The sequence below is a fragment of the Tenacibaculum holothuriorum genome (assembly GCF_002120225.1).
Taxonomy (GTDB): Bacteria; Bacteroidota; Bacteroidia; order Flavobacteriales; family Flavobacteriaceae; genus Polaribacter; species Polaribacter holothuriorum.
On the sequence record NZ_LAPZ01000007.1, the window covers coordinates 164,583 to 183,319 of the forward strand.

Sequence of the window (18,737 nt, forward strand, 5' to 3'; positions counted from 1 at the left end):
GAGTAGTTATTTTTTATATTGTCTTCCTATAGCAAGTAAATCGAACCAAAGTTTGAACATGTATGTAAATTCAACTCTAGAATCATCGGTGTCCAACCAAGCTTTTAAAGGAACTTCTTTAGTAAGTGTATGAAGTTGTTTTCTACCATACATTTTAATTAATCGATGAAAAATTTCAACATCAAATAACCATTTTGATATAAAACTGTTTTTAAAAACTGAAGGAACTAAATCTGTTTTAAAAACTTTACAGCCACATTGAGTATCGTAAACTTTTAGTCTTAATTGTAAGGAAATAAGAGTAGCGATAATTCTTCCTATAAAAAAGCGATAAAACTTTCTTTTTATATTGTTGTCGAGTTTAGAAATTCTTGATCCGAAAGCAAAAATTACTTCATCATTTACAAAGTTACTTACTCGAATACATTCTTCTAAAGAAGTAGCTAAATCGGCATCTAAGTAAGCAATTTTATCATAACAAAAATGTTCATTACAATGAAGAAATCCTTTTCTTACCGCTTCAGCTTTTCCAACATTTTCTTTTAAGGATAAAAAAGTAATAGATGCTGGGTGTTCTTCAGACAATCGTTGTAAAACTTCATTGGTATTGTCTTGCGAACCATCATTAACAAAGCAAATAAGAATGTTATTGTTTTCTTTTTGTTCAACAAAGCTTTTAAACTGTTGAATAGGTAACCTTGTTTCTTCATTATAACAAGGTACTACAATAACTAATTGATATGTATTAGAATTATTAGTTATCATCTAATAAATCGGGTCTTATTTCTTGTGTACGTTTATAAGCTTGTTCACTTCGCCACTCTTCAATTTTTGGAAAATTACCCGAAAGTAATACTTCAGGAACTTTCATTCCGTCAAATTCTGAAGGTCTTGTGTAAACAGGAGGCGAAAGTAAATTGTCTTGAAAACTATCAGTTAATGCTGATGTTTCATCTCCCAGAACTCCTGGGATTAATCGAATAACAGCATCGCATAAAACCGCTGCAGCTAATTCTCCACCTGTTAAAACATAGTCGCCAATAGAAATTTCTTTGGTAACATATTTATCTCTTACACGTTGATCGACACCTTTGTAATGCCCTGTTAAAATAAGAATATTTTCTTTTAAGGAAAGCGTGTTTGCAGTTGCTTGATTTAACGTTTTTGCATCTGGAGTCATATAAATGATCTCATCATAACTACGTTCAGCTAATAACTTTTCAATACACTCAGAAATAGGTTTAATCATTAAAACCATACCAGCGCCACCACCAAATTGATAGTCGTCTACTTGTCGGTAATTACCAATTCCGTATTCTCTTAAATTATGAAAATGTACCTCTGCCAATCCTTTTTCGATAGCTCTTTTCATCATAGAGTTTTCAAAAGGACTTTTTATTAAATCGGGTTCTACAGTTATAATATCAATTCGCATAGTGCAAAAGTAGGTGTTTTCTTATGAATTTGAATAGATAAATATTAAGGAAAAATCTTTTTAAATTTTTTAGGAAGTTCAGATGTAATTATTAGCTTTTCTTGGGTGAAAGGATGTGTAAATTGTAAGGAATTTGCATGTAAATACAAACCTTTACCTTTTAACAGCTTATCTTTTAAATGATATTCTCGATCTCCTAAAATCGGATTTCCAATTGAAAATAAATGTTTTCTTAGTTGATGTTTTCTTCCTGTTATAGGAAAAAGTTGTACTAGGTTTAAAAACTCAAAACGTTCTGAAATTACTGTTTGTTCTACTTTAAACTGAGTAATAGCTTTTTTATTTTCTAAAGGAAGGTTAATCTCGTCTTCAGATTCCATTTTACCAATGCTGATAGCGTAGTAAGCCTTTCGAATTTCTTTATTTTCAAAAAGTTTGGATAAAATTCTGATACTAGAACTCGTTTTTCCAATTAATAATAAACCACTTGTGGGATAATCTAATCGGTGAATAGGAGTGGGGCGAATAGCATCAGGCTGCGTACTCTTTTGTAAGTTTTGAGGTAACGCATTATAAATAGTCACAAAACTATTACCGCTTACCACAACTCCGGGAGGTTTTTCAATAACAGCTAAAAAATCATCTTCATAATGAACTTTTAAAGGAACTTTTAATTTGTCAATAGCTTTTGGGAGTTCATTAACTTGGTATAAAGTAATAGTTTCTCCACCTTTAATAAATAATGCTGTAGTTCCAATTGTATCATTGACAAAAATTAACTCTTTTTTAATAGCTTTTTTAAATCCCGATTTTGTAGGTAAAGTTTTAAAAATGCCTACACCATATTCTTGTAAACGAATAGGAGTTTCTAATTCAGGAACTAAATGAGATTCTATGATTGATTTTTCTTTCAATTAAAAATAGATTAAAATCCAGCGGCTTTATCATCTCCACGAGGATCAGCACCTCCTTCTAATTTTCCGTTAGGTAATACTAAAATTCCTTCAACTTTACCAATTACAGGTGAGTTTGTTTCGTCTAAAGTATATCCTAATTGTTGTAACTCATTTTTCACTTCTTGTTGAAATCCGTTAGGTTCCATTTTAATCACATCGGGTAACCATTGATGATGAAAACGTGGTTGATTAATAGCTTCTTGCATTCCCATTTTGTGTTCGTGAACATTTAAAATAGTTTGTAATACTGAAGTGATAATTGTAGAACCACCTGGAGTTCCAACAACCATCCATAGTTTGTCATTTTTCTCAACAATTGTTGGAGTCATAGAACTTAGCATACGTTTTTCTGGTTCAATTTCATTGGCTTCAGCACCAATTAAACCAAACATATTAGGTACACCTGGTTTACTGCTAAAATCATCCATTTCATTATTAAGGAAGAAACCTAATTCAGAACAATATAATTTTGAACCGTAAGCACCGTTAATTGTTGTAGTAACAGAAACAGCATTTCCGAACTGATCTACGATAGAGTAGTGGGTTGTTTCATCACTTTCTACCATTTGGATATTTCCATGAGATACTTCTGATGATTTTGTAGGAACCTCGAATGAAAAACTCTTCATTCTATCATTAGAGTATGTTTTTGATATTAACTCTTTCATAGGGATTTTTACAAAATCAGGATCACCTAAAAAGTGACTTCTATCTGCATAAGCTCTTCTTTCTGCTTCTGTAATTACTTGAATAGATTTCGTTGTATTGTGTCCTAATTTGTCTAAATCAAAAGGTTCAATAGCGTTCATTATTTGCGCTAAACAAATTCCACCACTAGAAGGAGGAGACATAGAAATTACTCGTAAATCATCATATTGAAAAGTAATTGGAGTTCTCCATTTAGCTTCGAATTTAGCTAAATCTTCTTCGGTAACATAGCCGCCATTGGTTTGTAAAAAAGAAGCTAGTTTTTTTGCAGTTTTTCCTTTGTAAAACTCATCTCTTCCATTTTGTTGAATACGAGTTAAAGTTTCTGCTAAAGCATTATATTTTATGGTATCTCCTTTTTTCCAAGCTTTGTCAAAAAGGATACTGTCTTTGTTGGCTTGTAAAAAGTAATGTTGGTATTTTTTTATACGGTCTTCTTGTTTTTGAGTAACAATAACACCTCGTTTAGCTAAATCGATTACTGGCTGCATAATTTCTTCAATAGGCAAAGAACCAAACTTTTTATGTGAAGCGAAGACACCAGCTACAGTACCTGGTACTCCAACGGCAGTAGCCCCCAGTGTGCTTTTGTTTTTAATTACATTTCCTAAGCTATCGAGGTACATGTTTTTATGAGCAGAAAGAGGTGCTTTTTCTCTATAATCTAATGCACCTATTTCACCATTGTTTTTTCGATAAACCATAAATCCACCACCACCTATATTTCCTGCATACGGATAAGCAACTGCTAGCGCCAATTCTGTAGCAGCCATTGCATCGAATGCATTTCCACCTTTTTCTAAAATTTGAACACCAATTTTTGAAGCTTCTTCACGTGCAGAAACTACCATAGCTTTATCAGAAATTAATCCTATAATTTTTTCAGGATTCTTTTTACACGAAGAAATAGCAATAGCAAATAGGCTATATATAAATAGTTTTTTCATAAAAATAGGTTAGACAGTTAATTGGTACTGTGAAGCGAATTCTTTTAATTCTTTGAAAAATGAAGTAAAGTCTTTTTCAAAATCGGAATAGTGATTTAGTAAATCTTCTGTAGCTAAGTTCATTTGAGACTTACCATTGGTTCTACGATTCATACCGTTGAGAACTTCTTGAATTCCTTTGGCAAATTGATAATTATACAACCAATTATATTGAATCATATACGGTAACATTTCTTGAGTTTTTTCTGGAAGTATCTTAATATTCTCATTTAGTAATTGATACACGGAGTTTACATAAACACCTAACGGAATTTCAGAATAATTCTTCCAGTTTTTAGCTAAAAAATGATCGTAGAAAATATCGATAATTACTCCGTCGTAATGTCTGTACCTTTCATGTAGTCTGTGTTTACTTTTACGAACAATTTCATGGGAATCGGTAAAACTATCAATTTGTCGATGTAGAGTAATTCCTTTTTGAATCTCTTCTGAGAAATGAGAAAAATTTCTTCCTTTTACATGATCTGCAATAAAATTGCCAATCATTAACTCTTTATTATTACCAGAAAGGTATAAATGCGCCAAAAAATTCATTTGATAAATGTAAACAAAAAACCACAACTAAAAAGCTGTGGTTTAAATTAGATGTTAACATCCTTAATTTTTTGATGGAGTATTCTTTAGAATTTCTAATAAATACTTCCAGAATTTTTGAGTTGATGAGATTTGTGCTCGTTCATCTGGTGAATGTGCTCCTCTGATATTTGGACCAAAAGAAATCATATCCATATTAGGATAGTTCGTTCCTAAAATACCGCATTCTAAACCTGCGTGACAAGCGGCAACGTGAGGTTGCTCTCCATCATTCATTTTTACATATAAATCGGTTAATACTTTTAAGATTTCTGAATTTACGTTTGGTAACCAACCAGGATACGATCCTGAAAATTCAACATCGAAACCAGCTAATTCAAAAGCAGAACGTAATGAATTTGCTAAATCCCACTTATTAGTTTCTGATGAAGAACGTGTTAAACAACCTATTTTAATAGCTCCATCTTTTACAATTACACGTGCGATATTGTTGGAAGTTTCAACTAAATCCTCAATATCTGGACTCATACGGTATACGCCATTTAAAGCAGTATAGATTGCTTTTATAAGTCCTTCTTGAACTCCTAAATTCATTACCGTTTTTGGTGTTTCTACTTCTTTTAATTCAATGGTTAAGTTTTCTTCTAATGAAGCAAATTCACTCTTAATTGTATTTATCAACTCGTTAAATTCGAATAAGAAAGGTTCTTTTGAAACTGTATCAATAACAACCGTAGCAAAACTTTCTCGCGGAATAGCGTTACGTAAACTTCCACCGTTAATTTCAGTAATACGCAAACCGTAATTTGTGAATCCGTCAAATAATAAACGATTCATAATTTTATTAGCATTTCCTAAGCCTTTGTGAATATCCATTCCAGAATGCCCACCGTTTAATCCAGTAACAGAAATTTCAAAAGCAGTAGTGTTTTCTGGAGTATTTTCTTCAGTATAAGTTCTAGTAGCAGTAATATCAACACCACCAGCACAACCAATACCAATTTCATCATCTTCTTCAGTATCTAAATTCAATAAAATATCTCCTGTTAAAATACCGCCTTCTAATCCCATAGCACCTGTCATACCTGTTTCTTCATCAATAGTAAATAAAGCTTCGATTGCTGGATGTGCAATATCGGTGGAAGATAAAACTGCCATGATTGAAGCTACTCCTAAACCATTATCGGCACCAAGTGTAGTTCCTTGTGCTTTTACCCAATCACCATCAACAAACATTTTAATTCCTTCAGAATCAAAATCAAAATCGGTATCTGCATTTTTTTGACAAACCATATCTAAATGACTTTGCATTACTACCGTTTTTCTGTCTTCCATACCAGTAGTTGCTAGTTTACGAATAATTACATTTCCTACCTTATCTACTTCGGTTGGTAAGTTTAATTTCTTACCAAAATCAATCATAAATTGAATTACTTTTTCTTCTTTTTTAGAAGGTCTTGGAACCGAGTTTAAATCGGCAAAATGATTCCAAACTGCTTTAGGTTCTAGGTTTCTAATTTCTGAACTCATCTTAAATTGTTTGTTAAATTTTTGATGTTTCAAAGGTACGTTTTTAGCTGTTAAAATTGTAATTTCGCCGTATGGATTTTTCTTCTAAACTTTTAGAAAATGCGGTAAATGAAGTGAGTCGTTTACCTGGAATTGGAAAGCGTACAGCATTACGTTTGGTATTACATTTATTAAAACAACCTACTGAGCATACAAAGTATTTAACAGAAGCTTTGTCTGTTTTAAGGAATGAGGTGAAATCGTGTAAAAAATGCCATAATATTTCTGATACTATTTTATGTGAAATATGTGCAAATCCGAATAGACATACAGAGGTTGTTTGTGTGGTGGAAGATATTAGAGATGTAATGGCTATTGAAAATACAGCACAATTTAAAGGTTTGTATCATGTTTTAGGAGGGAAAATTTCTCCTATAGAAGGAATTGGTCCGCAAAATCTACAAATAGAAAGCTTGGTTGAAAAGGTGAGGAATGGAGAAGTAAAAGAACTTATTTTCGCTTTGAGCTCTACCATGGAGGGTGATACTACCAACTTTTATATTTATAAGCAGATTGAAAAATATAATATTACAACTTCTACCATTGCAAGAGGAATCTCTGTGGGGGATGAGTTAGAGTATGCAGATGAAGTGACGCTGGGGAGAAGTATTGTAAACAGAATTCCTTTTGAAAATAGTTTAAAGGCTTAAAAAAAACGAAGCTCTAAGGCTTCGTTTTTTTATTTTATTACTTTCTTTTAAAAGTTGTTTTACTATTACTGAAATTAACAATTAGGGTATTGTTGTTGTTTGTAAATGTTAGGTTAGCAGGTTCTTCGGTATTGCTACTGCTCTCTTTTGTAGTATATACTCCGTTTCCTTTATTTGTCCATGTGCCAGTAGATTTAACATCTGTAGAACAGATTCCGTTTACTTCTTCATATGATGTCGAAGAAAAACTTCCATTTTGATTAATAATGACAGTAGTTCTTTTCTCACAATCATTCACTTCATTATTGTTTCTTGAAAATAGCCCCCAAGTACCTACAAAAGGATCAAAATTTTCATCGTCTGAAGAACAAGAGACTATACTTAAAATAGCAATTGATAAGAATAAGATTTTTTTCATATTTTTTTGTTTTAAATTTAACAGCTAATATATGTTACTTAACTGTATTATAGATGAGTTTTTGGGAAATTATATTTTTTTTAAGATTGAATTTACACCTACAGTCGGACTCCCATTTATAATAGTTAGAGTATTTGTGTTTTCTAAATTAAATATAGCAATAATTGGTATAGAAGAATTTTGATCTTTAATTTTTAAGGTATATGTTCCGTCTTGATTCTTAAGCCAATTTCCTTGGTAATTACTTATTAATTGACAAGATGGATTATTACTTTTTGAATATGTTTCTATATAAGCTTCTCCACTTGGTGAAAAATCTGTAGTATTCTTTTTTTTGCAACTTGAAACTTCTTTTCCATTTTGGCTATAAAGATACCATTTACCAATAATAGGATCTTTTTTTGTGTTATTATCTTGGTTGTCTGTACAAGAGATTAAGCTTAAAATAATACCGATTATATATAAGAACTTTTTCATAGTAGGGTTTTTTAATTCGTCCGCGAATATATAGATATATTCTGACGTTATAATAATTAATTTTTCAACAAGTTTTTAGCTTGCTCTTTCCAATTATCTCTAACTATTCTTCCAGGGAAAAACTGAATTAAATCTGTAATAGTATCAATATCTTTTTCAGTTAAATTACTTATTTGATTGTATGTGTAAATTCCAATTGCGTTTAGTTTTTCTTCAATAAAACTTCCTATTCCTTTAATTTTGGTTAGGTCGTCTTTTTCATCTTCCGTAGCTGTACCAATGGAATCAAAATTTAAAGATTTAGGTTCTTTAATTTCAATACCTCCTCTTTCAACAGTCTTTTTAGCTCTTATTACTGGAGGCAAGTCTTCTTGAGTTTCTTCAGTAGGTTCGCTTGTAATAATAGTCTCTTCAGTATTGGTAGATTTAATCTGATTATTCTTTTTACTATAGTAACTCATCGCAAAAAAATAACCAATTAAAAAAGCTCCAAGCATCCATAAAAAGAGTTCTAGATTATAAGTTAAGGTTAGTTGTATTAAAGACATGTTGTAGTAGTTTAGGGGATTGTTATTTAATAGTTATTTCAATTCTTCTGTTTTTAGCTCTACCATCTTTAGTAGTGTTATCATCAATAGGAATATTCTCTCCTTTAGAAGTTGTTTTTATTTTAGAAGTGTCAATGCCTTGTTGTGTAAAATAAGTAGCTACATTTTTGGCACGTTCTAAACCAATCCATTCATTAGCTTTTTCATCACCAACATTATCGGTATGTCCTGTAATTGTTATAGTCTTGTTCGGATTGTTTTTTAAGTAGTCCTTAATCTCAAGCATGTAAGCATATAGTGTTCTGTCTGCTTTAAAATGTTTGTCTCCAAAGTAAGAGTAGAGTGTTTTGTTGGTAATTTCTTTTTCGATAATATCGAGTTTTTCCTTAGTTAGATTTCGGTGTTCAATTGTAATTCCGTCTGCATGAAAACCATCTAAATCGTATTCAAAATCACTTGAAGAACTCTTGGTGATTATTCTGTTTGGATTTACTCCATATTTCACCAATCTATTTTTTAAATAATTGGCTCTTGCTATTCCGTAGTTAGTTCCATCTGGTAAAGTTTCTGAAGGTAGATGTTTTGCAGTAATAATAATTTCTTTTTGCTGATTTTTATTCAAAAAAGAAAAAATAGAATCTCTGAAATAGAAGAACTCTTTTGGAAATATTACTCTCGTGTTATTAGCATTTGTAACAAACTTATGTTTGAATTTAAGCTGAGTAAGATTTTCTTCAAAAGGTTTAGGTGAAGTTGCGCGTTTTTTTTCAGCAGATGTAGAGTCAGTTTTAATAGAATCTATTTTCTTAACTGAAATATCAGAAGTTTTAGAAACCTCATTTAACGTTTTTGTTTTACTAGTTTTTGTGGAAGATTTTTCTTCAGATTGTTTGTCGCTACTATGTAAGTATTGAGCAAAAAATGCCCATACCAAAAAGAGGAGAAAAGCTTTTAAAAAGTTTCTCATATTTAGGGGAATTAGTTTTTAAGTTTGGTTGCCTAAATATATAAAAACTTTTTAATCTATTGAAAGTGAATGCTCAAAAGTAAATACTACTATTTCCTTTTTATAGCTTGTACTAAATCAAGTTTTACTAAATCTGCTTCGGTAGTAAATAAACCATAGTTGATAAAAGCTTTTTTCTTTTCAATTTTGTCAATAGTTCCTACTGCATTTCCGTCTATTAAACGAACACGATCACCAACTTTAAAAATGTAGTTTGCTTTTGCTTCGGCAATTTTTGCAGCTTCTTTTTGTTTTTCTTTACGAACTTCAACTACTTTTTTAAGAACTTCTTTTTCTACTTTTTTAATAGCTTCCTGTTGCTTTTTGGCTTGTTCCTTTTCTTTAACCTTTTCAGTTTTAGTTTTTTTCTTAGGCGGATTCTTTTTTATATGCTTTGTTCTTTCTGCAGTGGCCCATTTAAAGAAATTAGCAGACAGTTCTTTTTTGTTATTTGTTTGAAAGTATTTATTCAGCATTTCGTTAATGGTTCTACCTAACGAAAGCATACGTTGGTTGTTGTCATACAACTCTTGAAAACCAGAAAGTTTATCTTGTAATTTTTGTTCTTTTTCTTGTAAATTTTCAATATGTTCCTGACCTTTAGACTTTTGCTTTTCTAAATTGTCTGAGGTTTTTTGTAAACGATTACGTTCTTTTTGAAGTTTAGAAATTGTTTTATCTAAACGAACTTTTTCAGTTTCTACTCGTTTTTTAGCTCGATTAATTAAGCTGTATGGAATTCCGTTTTTCTGAGCAACTTCAAAAGTAAACGAACTACCCGCTTGCCCAATAAATAATTTGTAAAGAGGCTCTAAAGTACGTTCATCAAATTGCATATTGGCATTTGTTACATTTTCCAATTCATTGGCTAACACTTTTAAATTGGCATAATGTGTAGTGATGATTCCAAAAGCTTTTTTCTCGTAAAATTCCTCAAGGAATATTTCTGCCAATGCACCTCCTAATTCAGGATCAGAACCTGTACCAAATTCATCAATTAAAAACAGCGTGTTATCGTTACATTTTCTTAAAAAATGGCGCATGTTTTTTAAACGATAACTATAGGTGCTTAATTGATTTTCTATAGATTGATTGTCTCCAATATCAGTTAATATGGTATTGAATAAGGTAGTTTCACTTCGTTCATGAACAGGAAGTAGCATTCCGCTTTGTAACATGACTTGTAATAAACCAATGGTTTTTAATGTGATACTTTTTCCACCAGCATTAGGACCCGAAATAACAATAATTTGTTGTTGGTCGTTTAGTTGAATAGTTTGCGGAATTGTTTCAATACCTTGTACTTTGTTTTTTCTCCATAAAACAGGATGAAAAGCATCTTTGAAAAATACATTTCTGTTTTTTGAAATTTTAGGAAGTAACGCATTAATTTCTCTTGCATATTTTGCTTTTGAAGCAACTACGTCTAAATGTGTTAAAAACACTAAGTACTCTTCTAGTAAAGAAACAAAAGGACGAATTTCTTCTGCAAGTGCTCGTAATATTTTTACAATTTCTTGCTTTTCTTCGTACAATAAATTCTGTAAATCTCTACTAAAACCTAACGTTGCTTGTGGCGCTATGTAAACAATGTTACCAGATTTTGAAGAACCTAGTAAGCTACCTTTTACTTTTTTTCGGTGCATTGCTAAAACAGCCAATACACGTTGATTGTCTATAATGGTTTCTTTAATGTCGTCTAAATAACCACTTGCTATATTTTTGCTTAATGCTCTAGAAAAGCTTTCAGATATTTTTCCTCGAACACTTCCAATATCTTTACGAATTTGTTTTAATACAGGAGAAGCATTGTCGGCAACTTCACCATAAGAAGTTATTATTTTTTTAATAGCGTCTGAAACAACTGTTGTAAATTCAATTTGATCACTAAGTTTAAAAAGAGTAGGATAATAGGTTTCAAATTTTTTAAGAAACTTCTTTAATTCATTTACAGTTTCGGTTACTGTTGCAATTTTTAAATAGCCTTCGGTTTCTAAAAAGCTGTTTTCAATTGCTAGTCGTTTGATTTCTTCAGTAATGTCTTCGAAATAATGATTTGGAATTCGGTTTTCGTTTTCAAAAGAAGCTACATATTCATTAACTAAATTAAGTTCAAAGAATAGCTTTTTCTTATTACTAATAGGAGAAATAGTATGAACTTTTTCTTTACCTAAGTTAGAAATACTAAACTCTGCAACTTGTTCTAAAACGGTTGTGAATTCTAAATCTTGAAGTGTTTTTTCTGAAATCAATTCTCTAAAAATAAATTTAAAATAATACTTTTATCTTCTCATAAAAGGATAACAAAAATAATAACAATGCAAGTAAAAATAGCTGATAGTTGGAAAAACATTTTAAATGATGAATTTAACAAACCATACTTTAAAAATTTAGCCGAATTTGTTAAGAATGAATACCAGAAACATACTTGTTATCCGAAAGGGAAAGACATTTTTGCTGCTTTTGATTATTGCAATTTTGAAGATGTTAAAGTGGTGATTATTGGTCAAGATCCTTACCATGGGGTTGGTCAAGCTAACGGATTGTGTTTTTCTGTTCATGATGAAATTGCGCATCCACCGTCATTAATTAATATTTTTAAAGAACTTGAAGCTGATTTGGGAATTCCGTATCCTGACTCTGGTGACTTATCTCGTTGGGCAAAACAAGGTGTATTGTTGTTAAATGCAACGTTAACGGTTAGAGCGCATAATGCAGGAAGTCACCAAAAGAAAGGTTGGGAGCAATTTACAGATGCTGTTATTGCTCAAATTTCTGAAAAAAGAAAAGATGTTGTGTTTTTATTATGGGGAGGTTACGCAAAGAAAAAAGGAGCAAAGATTGATAAGAATAAACACCATGTATTAACTTCTGGTCATCCTTCTCCTTTAAGTGCTAATAGAGGATATTGGTTTGGAAATAAACATTTTTCGCAAACCAATGAATTTTTAAAAACGAAAGAATTGTCATCTATACAATGGTAGATGGTGAGTAGTTAGTGTCATAATAAGGAGAGATAATAGCATCTAATAGATTTTCAGTAATATCTGAGTATTCGACTTTAATAATATTGTCATTTTTTAACCATTCGGCTATTTTAGGAAGCTGTTTTTTATTCAACTTTTTTAAAACAAAAACTCCCATTTCTTGTAAAGACAAAGCATTACATTGTTGTTCATATTGATTTTTCATGGGAATCACTAAGAGTTTTTTTCTTAGAAATAAGGCTTCGGCTGGAGTTTCAAAACCTGCTCCACATAAAACTCCGCTTGAAGAAGCTAAACTTTTAATAAAAGCGGTTCCGTCTACAGGTTTAATAGTAATGTTCTTTTTGTAGATATGCTCTTTAGTGTGTTTTGAAAATACTTCCCATTTAACATTTTTGAAGTTTGATAGAATTTTAATAATCTTTTTATCACTGTATGCTGGTAGATATACGGTGTAATGTCCTTTGTTGGTAATATTTCTATATCGAATTTGTTTTCTGATAATAGGAGTAAAGGTTGAAGAAGAGTAAGGTTTAAAATGAAATCCAAACTTGTTTTTTGCAGGAGCATAGTATTTTAATATCAATCGTTCTATTTTGAATCTTCCATAGCTAGGTGCGTTTGTATCGAGAACAGCATTTTGATGACTCATAGAAATAATAGGAACATTTTTCAATTTAGCAGCCCAAGCAGAAACAGGTTCAAAATCATTGATTATTAAATCGTACTGTTTTATAGGTAGATTCTTTATTTCTTCTAAAAGATTCCAAAGTTTAAGTCTTTTTATAGTTTGAATAAAGTCAATTCCTCCTTTTTTTCCGAAAATAAAACTCAATCCGTAAAGTTTATAGGTCACCTCAAAAGGTAATTGTAGTTCACATTGGTTACCACTTATTAAAATGTCAACCTCATATTTTTGCTGTAAATAAGGAATAATTTCTATAGCTCTACTTACGTGTCCGTTACCTGTACCTTGAATTGCATATAAAATTTTCATACGGTTAAGTTGTTTTTGGGAATTATTTATTGGCTTTAAGAATGTTGAATTCTTGTAGTAAATCTTCAAATAAATCGCTGTTAGAACGTTCTACTTGTATGAATTCGATATCATTTACGGTGATTTTAAGTGAGTTTTTTTGAATAAGATTATCTTTTTCGTATTCGTACAAACTCCATTTTTTATCTACGTATTCGAGAGCGGTGAGGTTTTCAATCCAATCACCAGAATTAAGGTAGGTAGTTGACCCCTCATTGGTTTCAATAGTTTTAATTTCTGGTTGATGAATATGACCACAAACCACATAATCGTAGTTGTTACTTATGGCAATTTCTGAAGCTGTAGTTTCAAAATCATTAATAAATTTTACAGCACTCTTTACACTGTTTTTTATTTTTTTGGAGAAAGATAGCCTGCCATAACCGAGTTTTTGACTAATCCAGTTTGCAGCAGAATTAATTAAGATTAAGGTGTCGTAACCCAATCCGCCTAATTTAGCAATCCATTTTGAGTGTTGCATGGTAACATCAAAAACATCTCCGTGAAAAAACCAAGCTTTTTTTCCATCAATATCTAAAACAAGTTTGTTAACGATTTCGAAGCTGCCTAATTGAAAGCCTTTAAATCTACGTAAAGTTTCGTCGTGATTTCCTGTGATGTAATACACTTTAGTTCCAGAGGTTATAAAACTCATAAGTAATTTTATAACTTTAAGATGAGGTTTCGGAAAATATCGTTTGTTAAACTGCCAAATATCTATAATGTCTCCGTTGAGAATTAGTGTTTTTGGATTGATGGTTTTTAAATAATTGTGAAGTTCTGTAGCTCTACAACCAAAGGTTCCTAAATGAACATCTGAAATAACTACAATGTCTAGTTTACGACGGTGGCTTTTTTTCATTCGTAATTCTTAAGTGATATTCTCAAAAGTAATTCTCGAATGTTGTTATTTTTTTAAATTAATATGAAGTTCTAGTGATGAAAACTTTATGGTAATTTAATGAGATTGTTATCTAAAAGTAAAAAGCCCAGTAAATACTGAGCTTTTTTATTGTTGTAAGTGAAGTGTTTTATTTGTTATATAACACCCATTCTCCTTTCTCTAAAAGAGGAATAGCTTGCTTAAACTTAACAGTTTTTTCTTCACCACTCATTACATTTTTAATAGTAACTTTTTCGTTACGACCAATTTTTGGTTGCTCTCTAACAATCGTTTCAACAACTTGTTGCTCTTGTGTTTGTTGATTACGAGCATTAGAAATAGCTTGTTGTGTAGAGTTTTGAACTTCATCTTTGCTATAATCTAATTGTTCGCTAGATTGTTGTTGACGAGCTTCTGAAATTTGAGATTCGTCTTGTGCAGGTAATTGACCTTTAAATAAGAACGATAAAACTTCTTTATTTACTTTATCAATCGTTTGTTGGAATAATTCAAACGCTTCAAACTTATAGATTAATAAAGGATCTTTTTGCTCGTATGTTGCATTTTGAACGGTTTGTTTTAACTCATCCATTTTGCGTAAATGATCTTTCCAGTTCTCGTCAATAATAGCTAACGTAATGTTCTTTTCGAAATCATTTACTAACGATTTTCCTTCAGAATTATATGCTTCTTTTAAGTTTGTTACAACTTGTAATGTTTTTGTTCCGTCGGTAAAAGGAACCACAATACGCTCGTAACGATCACCTTCGTTTTCAAAAACATTTTTAATTACTGGGAATGCTTGTGTAGCATTTCTGTCAGAATCTTTTTTATAATGTTCTGTAATTATAGGGTATAATTTATCTACAATTTCTTGATCTGATAATTTTGTGAACTCCTCTTCAGAAATAGGAGAGGTCATTGACGAGAAACGAATTAATTCAAATTCAAAATTTTGGAAATTGTTCGTTGGTTTGTTTTCTTTTACAATTGAATCGCAAGTATCGTAAATCATATTTGCAATATCAATTTGTAAACGTTTTCCATCTAAAGCATGACGACGACGCTTGTATACAAATTCACGTTGAGCATTCATTACATCATCATATTCTAATAAGCGCTTACGAATTCCAAAGTTATTTTCTTCAACCTTTTTCTGTGCTCTTTCAATAGATTTAGAAATCATAGAGTGCTGAATTACTTCACCTTCTTCTAATCCCATTCTATCCATCATTTTTGCAATTCTTTCTGAACCGAATAAACGCATTAAGTTATCGTCTAAAGCTACGTAGAATTGAGAAGAACCCACATCTCCTTGACGTCCTGCACGACCACGTAACTGACGGTCTACACGACGAGAATCATGACGTTCTGTACCAATAATTGCTAAACCACCAGCTTTCTTTACTTCGTCTGATAATTTAATATCGGTACCACGACCAGCCATATTTGTTGCAATAGTTACTTGTCCTGGTTTACCAGCTTCAGCAACTACATCTGCTTCTTTCTTGTGTAATTTTGCATTTAAGATATTGTGAGAAATCTTACGCATTTTAAGCATACGACCTAAAAGTTCAGAAATTTCTACAGAAGTAGTACCTACTAAAACAGGTCTACCATCTTCTACTAATTTTACAATATCTTCAATTACTGCGTTGTATTTTTCACGAGTAGTTTTATAAACTAAATCTTGCTTGTCATCTCTTGCAATTGGGCGATTTGTTGGGATTTCAACTACATCTAATTCATAGATTTCCCAGAATTCACCAGCTTCAGTAATCGCTGTACCTGTCATACCAGATAACTTGCGGTACATTCTAAAGTAATTTTGAAGTGTTACTGTAGCAAATGTTTGTGTAGCATCTTCAATTTTTACGTTTTCTTTAGCTTCAATAGCTTGGTGCAATCCGTCTGAGTAACGACGACCGTCCATAATACGGCCTGTTTGCTCATCAACAATCATTACCTTGTTGTCCATCACAACGTACTCAACATCTTTTTCAAAAACCGTATAAGCTTTTAAAAGTTGATTCATTGTGTGAATACGTTCACTCTTTACGCTAAAGTCTCTATATAAATCTTCTTTAAGATTTGCTTTTTCTTCAGGAGTATTATCACTACTATCAATTTCTCCAACTTTTACACTAATATCTGGTAAAACGAAGAAAGTATTGTTTTGAGTGACTTCTGATAAGTGAGCAATACCTTTGTCAGTTAAATCGATTTGATTGTTTTTCTCCTCAATAGTAAACCATAATTCTGCATCAACTTCTGGCATTAACTTGTTGTTGTCTTGCATGTAGAAGTTTTCTGTCTTTTGAAGAATTTGTTTAACTCCTTCTTGAGATAAAAACTTAATTAAAGCTTTGTTTTTAGGCAAACCTCTGTAAACTCTTAATAATAAGAAGCCACCTTCTTTAGTGTCTCCTTCTTTAATTAGCTTCTTAGCTTCTGCTAAAACACCAACTAAATATTTGTTTTGTAACGAAACTAAATCAGCAACTAAAGGTTTTAATTCGTTAAATTCATGACGATCTCCTTGTGGAATTGGACCCGAAATGATTAATGGTGTACGAGCATCATCAATTAAAACAGAATCCACCTCGTCAATAATTGCGTAGTTAGGTGCTCTTTGTACTAAATCTTCTTTAGAAGACGCCATGTTATCACGTAAATAATCAAAACCGAATTCGTTATTGGTTCCGTAAGTAATATCTGCGTTATATGCTTTTCTACGAGCTTCTGAGTTTGGTTGATGATAATCAATACAGTCTGTAGATAATCCGTGGAATTCAAAAATTGGAGCCATCCACGCACGGTCACGTTTTGCTAGGTAGTCGTTTACAGTTACTACATGAACACCTTTACCAGATAATGCGTTTAAGTAAACAGGGAGAGTCGAAACTAATGTTTTACCTTCACCCGTCATCATTTCAGCAATTTTACCTTGGTGTAAAACCGACCCACCAATTAACTGAACATCATAATGAATCATGTCCCAAGTAACTTCTTTTCCAGAAGCATCCCAAGAATTTGCCCAAAAAGCTTTGTCATCTTCTAATGTTACATGTTCTCTTGTTGCAGATAATTCTCTGTCGAAAGGAGTTGCTGTAACTTCAATCTCTTCGTTTGTTGTAAATCTCTTTGCTGTTTCTTTCACTACAGCAAAAGCTTCTGGCATAATATCTTTTAATACTTGTTCAGATGCTTCGTAAGCTTCATCTTTTAATTTGTCGATTTCTGCAAATATTTCTTCTTGACGGTCGATTTCTGCAGTTACTGCTTCTTCTTCTAATGCAGTGATTTTATCATCAAAAGGTTGTGTAGCTTCTTTTACTTTTGATTTAAATTCGATAGTTTTCGCTCGAAGTTCGTCGTTTGATAAGTTGCTCAGTGAACTTTCGAATGATTTAACTTTATCTATAATGGGTTGTAGTGATTTTAAGTCTTTTTGTTGTTTGTCTCCAACAAAAATTTTTATAATCGAATTTAAAATGCTCATTGTAAAATATTGTTTTACAGCTTATTACTTTTGGGTAATGAGCTGGTTTGTGTTTGTGTAATATGTCGCTTAAAAGTAAGCAAAAAAAAAGCCTCAAAATGAGACTTTTTTTAGTTTATGTTTTTAGTATTCGTCTTCGTTCCAAAGATAATCCTCTTCTGTAGGATAATCAGGCCAAATCTCGATAATTGAATCGTAAGCTTCACCTTCATCTTCAATGTCCTGTAAGTTTTCTACTACTTCTAAAGGTGCTCCTGTACGAATTGCATAATCAATTAATTCGTCTTTGGTTGCTGGCCATGGTGCATCGGCTAAATAAGATGCTAATTCAAGTGTCCAATACATTTCTTTATCTGTTTATTAAGATTTTCTCGCAAAAATATATTTTTTTCGTAAAAAGTCAAGTTTTTTTTAAAAAATGTCTAAATCAATAAAAAAAGAACTTTATTAAAGCTTTTCCGGAATCCATTTTACTTCCTCAGCTTGTAAGTCTTGGGTCAACTTTCGTGCCAACACAAAAAGGTAGTCAGAAAGTCGGTTTAAATACATTAAAACATTGTTGTTAATTTCTTCGTCTTCGTTTAAAGCTACTGATAAACGCTCAGCTCTACGGCAAACACAACGCGCTATATGACAGAATGACACTGTTGAGTGACCACCAGGTAAAACAAAGTGTGTCATTTGAGGCAAGGTAGCATTCATAGTATCAATTTCATTTTCTAAGAACTCTATTGAATCGTCATTTATTTTTGGAATATTTAAGCGTTCTTTACCACTTTTTAAAGTTTCTTTCTCGGGTGGAGTTGCTAACATAGCTCCTAATGTGAACAAATCGTGTTGAATTTTAATCAAGGCTTGTTTAGAAAGCTCATCAATTTTTTGATCTCTAATTAAACCGATATAAGAATTTAATTCGTCGACAGTTCCGTAGCTTTCTATTCTTAAATGATGTTTTGGGACTCTAGTTCCACCAAAAAGAGCTGTAGTTCCTTTGTCACCAGTTTTGGTATATATCTTCATT

Annotated in this window: 18 protein-coding genes; 2 read left to right on the forward strand and 16 right to left on the reverse strand. The window is 31.7% G+C overall.

Going from position 1 to position 18,737, the window contains the following annotated elements; genetic code table 11:
* Positions 1 to 6: 6 nt before the first annotated feature.
* From WH52_RS09950 to WH52_RS09975, 6 genes are all read right to left on the reverse strand, one after another.
* The gene (locus WH52_RS09950; protein ID WP_086030797.1) at positions 7 to 765 is read right to left on the reverse strand and encodes a glycosyltransferase; all 759 of its coding nucleotides are present in this window, start codon (positions 763 to 765) and stop codon (positions 7 to 9) included.
* Positions 755 to 1,435 (reverse strand): tRNA (guanosine(37)-N1)-methyltransferase TrmD, encoded by a 681-nt coding sequence (gene trmD / locus WH52_RS09955; RefSeq protein ID WP_086030798.1) that lies wholly within the window; start codon positions 1,433 to 1,435, stop codon positions 755 to 757. Before trmD ends, WH52_RS09950 begins: the two co-directional genes overlap by 11 nt.
* Positions 1,436 to 1,479: 44 nt before the next feature.
* A complete protein-coding gene (locus WH52_RS09960; protein WP_086030799.1) occupies positions 1,480 to 2,349 on the reverse strand; it encodes an RluA family pseudouridine synthase in 870 nt (289 codons plus the stop codon).
* Between the two features lie 11 nt (positions 2,350 to 2,360).
* Complete coding sequence (gene ggt / locus WH52_RS09965; protein WP_086030800.1) at positions 2,361 to 4,046, reverse strand: gamma-glutamyltransferase; 1,686 nt, start codon at positions 4,044 to 4,046, stop codon at positions 2,361 to 2,363.
* A gap of 9 nt (positions 4,047 to 4,055) precedes the next feature.
* A complete protein-coding gene (locus WH52_RS09970; protein ID WP_086030801.1) occupies positions 4,056 to 4,640 on the reverse strand; it encodes an acyl carrier protein phosphodiesterase in 585 nt (194 codons plus the stop codon).
* A 63-nt stretch (positions 4,641 to 4,703) separates the two neighbouring features.
* Positions 4,704 to 6,170, reverse strand: coding sequence for an aminoacyl-histidine dipeptidase (locus WH52_RS09975; RefSeq protein WP_086030802.1), 1,467 nt, complete (start codon positions 6,168 to 6,170; stop codon positions 4,704 to 4,706).
* Between the two features lie 71 nt (positions 6,171 to 6,241).
* On the opposite strand from WH52_RS09975, the gene recR reads away from it, so the two are divergent.
* Entirely contained in the window at positions 6,242 to 6,859 is a 618-nt protein-coding gene (gene recR, locus WH52_RS09980) for a recombination mediator RecR (RefSeq protein WP_086030803.1), read from the forward strand.
* Between the two features lie 37 nt (positions 6,860 to 6,896).
* Here the strand turns inward: recR and WH52_RS09985 are convergent, their stop codons facing one another.
* The 5 genes from WH52_RS09985 to WH52_RS10005 all read right to left on the reverse strand — a co-directional run bounded on the left by WH52_RS09985 (position 6,897) and on the right by WH52_RS10005 (position 11,560).
* Positions 6,897 to 7,277, reverse strand: coding sequence for a lipocalin-like domain-containing protein (locus WH52_RS09985; protein ID WP_086030804.1), 381 nt, complete (start codon positions 7,275 to 7,277; stop codon positions 6,897 to 6,899).
* Between the two features lie 69 nt (positions 7,278 to 7,346).
* Positions 7,347 to 7,754, reverse strand: a complete 408-nt coding sequence (locus WH52_RS09990) for a lipocalin family protein (protein ID WP_086030805.1) — start codon at positions 7,752 to 7,754, stop codon at positions 7,347 to 7,349.
* Positions 7,755 to 7,810: 56 nt separating this feature from the next.
* Positions 7,811 to 8,302: a hypothetical protein gene (locus WH52_RS09995; RefSeq protein WP_143592135.1), complete on the reverse strand. Its 492-nt coding sequence runs from the start codon at positions 8,300 to 8,302 to the stop codon at positions 7,811 to 7,813.
* Between the two features lie 22 nt (positions 8,303 to 8,324).
* A complete protein-coding gene (locus WH52_RS10000) occupies positions 8,325 to 9,269 on the reverse strand; it encodes an OmpA family protein (RefSeq protein WP_086030807.1) in 945 nt (314 codons plus the stop codon).
* A gap of 89 nt (positions 9,270 to 9,358) precedes the next feature.
* On the reverse strand, positions 9,359 to 11,560 hold the full coding sequence (locus tag WH52_RS10005) for an endonuclease MutS2 (protein WP_233131545.1): 2,202 nt from the start codon (positions 11,558 to 11,560) through the stop codon (positions 9,359 to 9,361).
* Positions 11,561 to 11,626: 66 nt separating this feature from the next.
* Between WH52_RS10005 and ung the strand changes: the two genes are divergently transcribed.
* On the forward strand, positions 11,627 to 12,292 hold the full coding sequence (gene ung / locus WH52_RS10010; RefSeq protein ID WP_086030809.1) for a uracil-DNA glycosylase: 666 nt from the start codon (positions 11,627 to 11,629) through the stop codon (positions 12,290 to 12,292).
* Here the strand turns inward: ung and WH52_RS10015 are convergent.
* The 5 genes from WH52_RS10015 to WH52_RS10035 form a co-directional block, all read right to left on the reverse strand.
* Entirely contained in the window at positions 12,279 to 13,292 is a 1,014-nt protein-coding gene (locus WH52_RS10015) for a glycosyltransferase family protein (protein WP_086030908.1), read from the reverse strand. The genes ung and WH52_RS10015 overlap by 14 nt on opposite strands.
* Positions 13,293 to 13,314: 22 nt before the next feature.
* Positions 13,315 to 14,193 carry a UDP-2,3-diacylglucosamine diphosphatase gene (locus WH52_RS10020; RefSeq protein ID WP_086030810.1) on the reverse strand — a complete coding sequence of 293 codons (879 nt, stop codon included), beginning with the start codon at positions 14,191 to 14,193 and terminating at the stop codon, positions 13,315 to 13,317.
* A 169-nt stretch (positions 14,194 to 14,362) separates the two neighbouring features.
* Positions 14,363 to 17,716, reverse strand: coding sequence for a preprotein translocase subunit SecA (gene secA / locus WH52_RS10025; RefSeq protein ID WP_086030811.1), 3,354 nt, complete (start codon positions 17,714 to 17,716; stop codon positions 14,363 to 14,365).
* Between the two features lie 123 nt (positions 17,717 to 17,839).
* Positions 17,840 to 18,061, reverse strand: coding sequence for a DUF2795 domain-containing protein (locus WH52_RS10030; protein ID WP_047789198.1), 222 nt, complete (start codon positions 18,059 to 18,061; stop codon positions 17,840 to 17,842).
* Positions 18,062 to 18,163: 102 nt separating this feature from the next.
* Complete coding sequence (locus WH52_RS10035) at positions 18,164 to 18,736, reverse strand: cob(I)yrinic acid a,c-diamide adenosyltransferase (protein ID WP_086030812.1); 573 nt, start codon at positions 18,734 to 18,736, stop codon at positions 18,164 to 18,166.
* Position 18,737 lies beyond the last annotated feature (1 nt).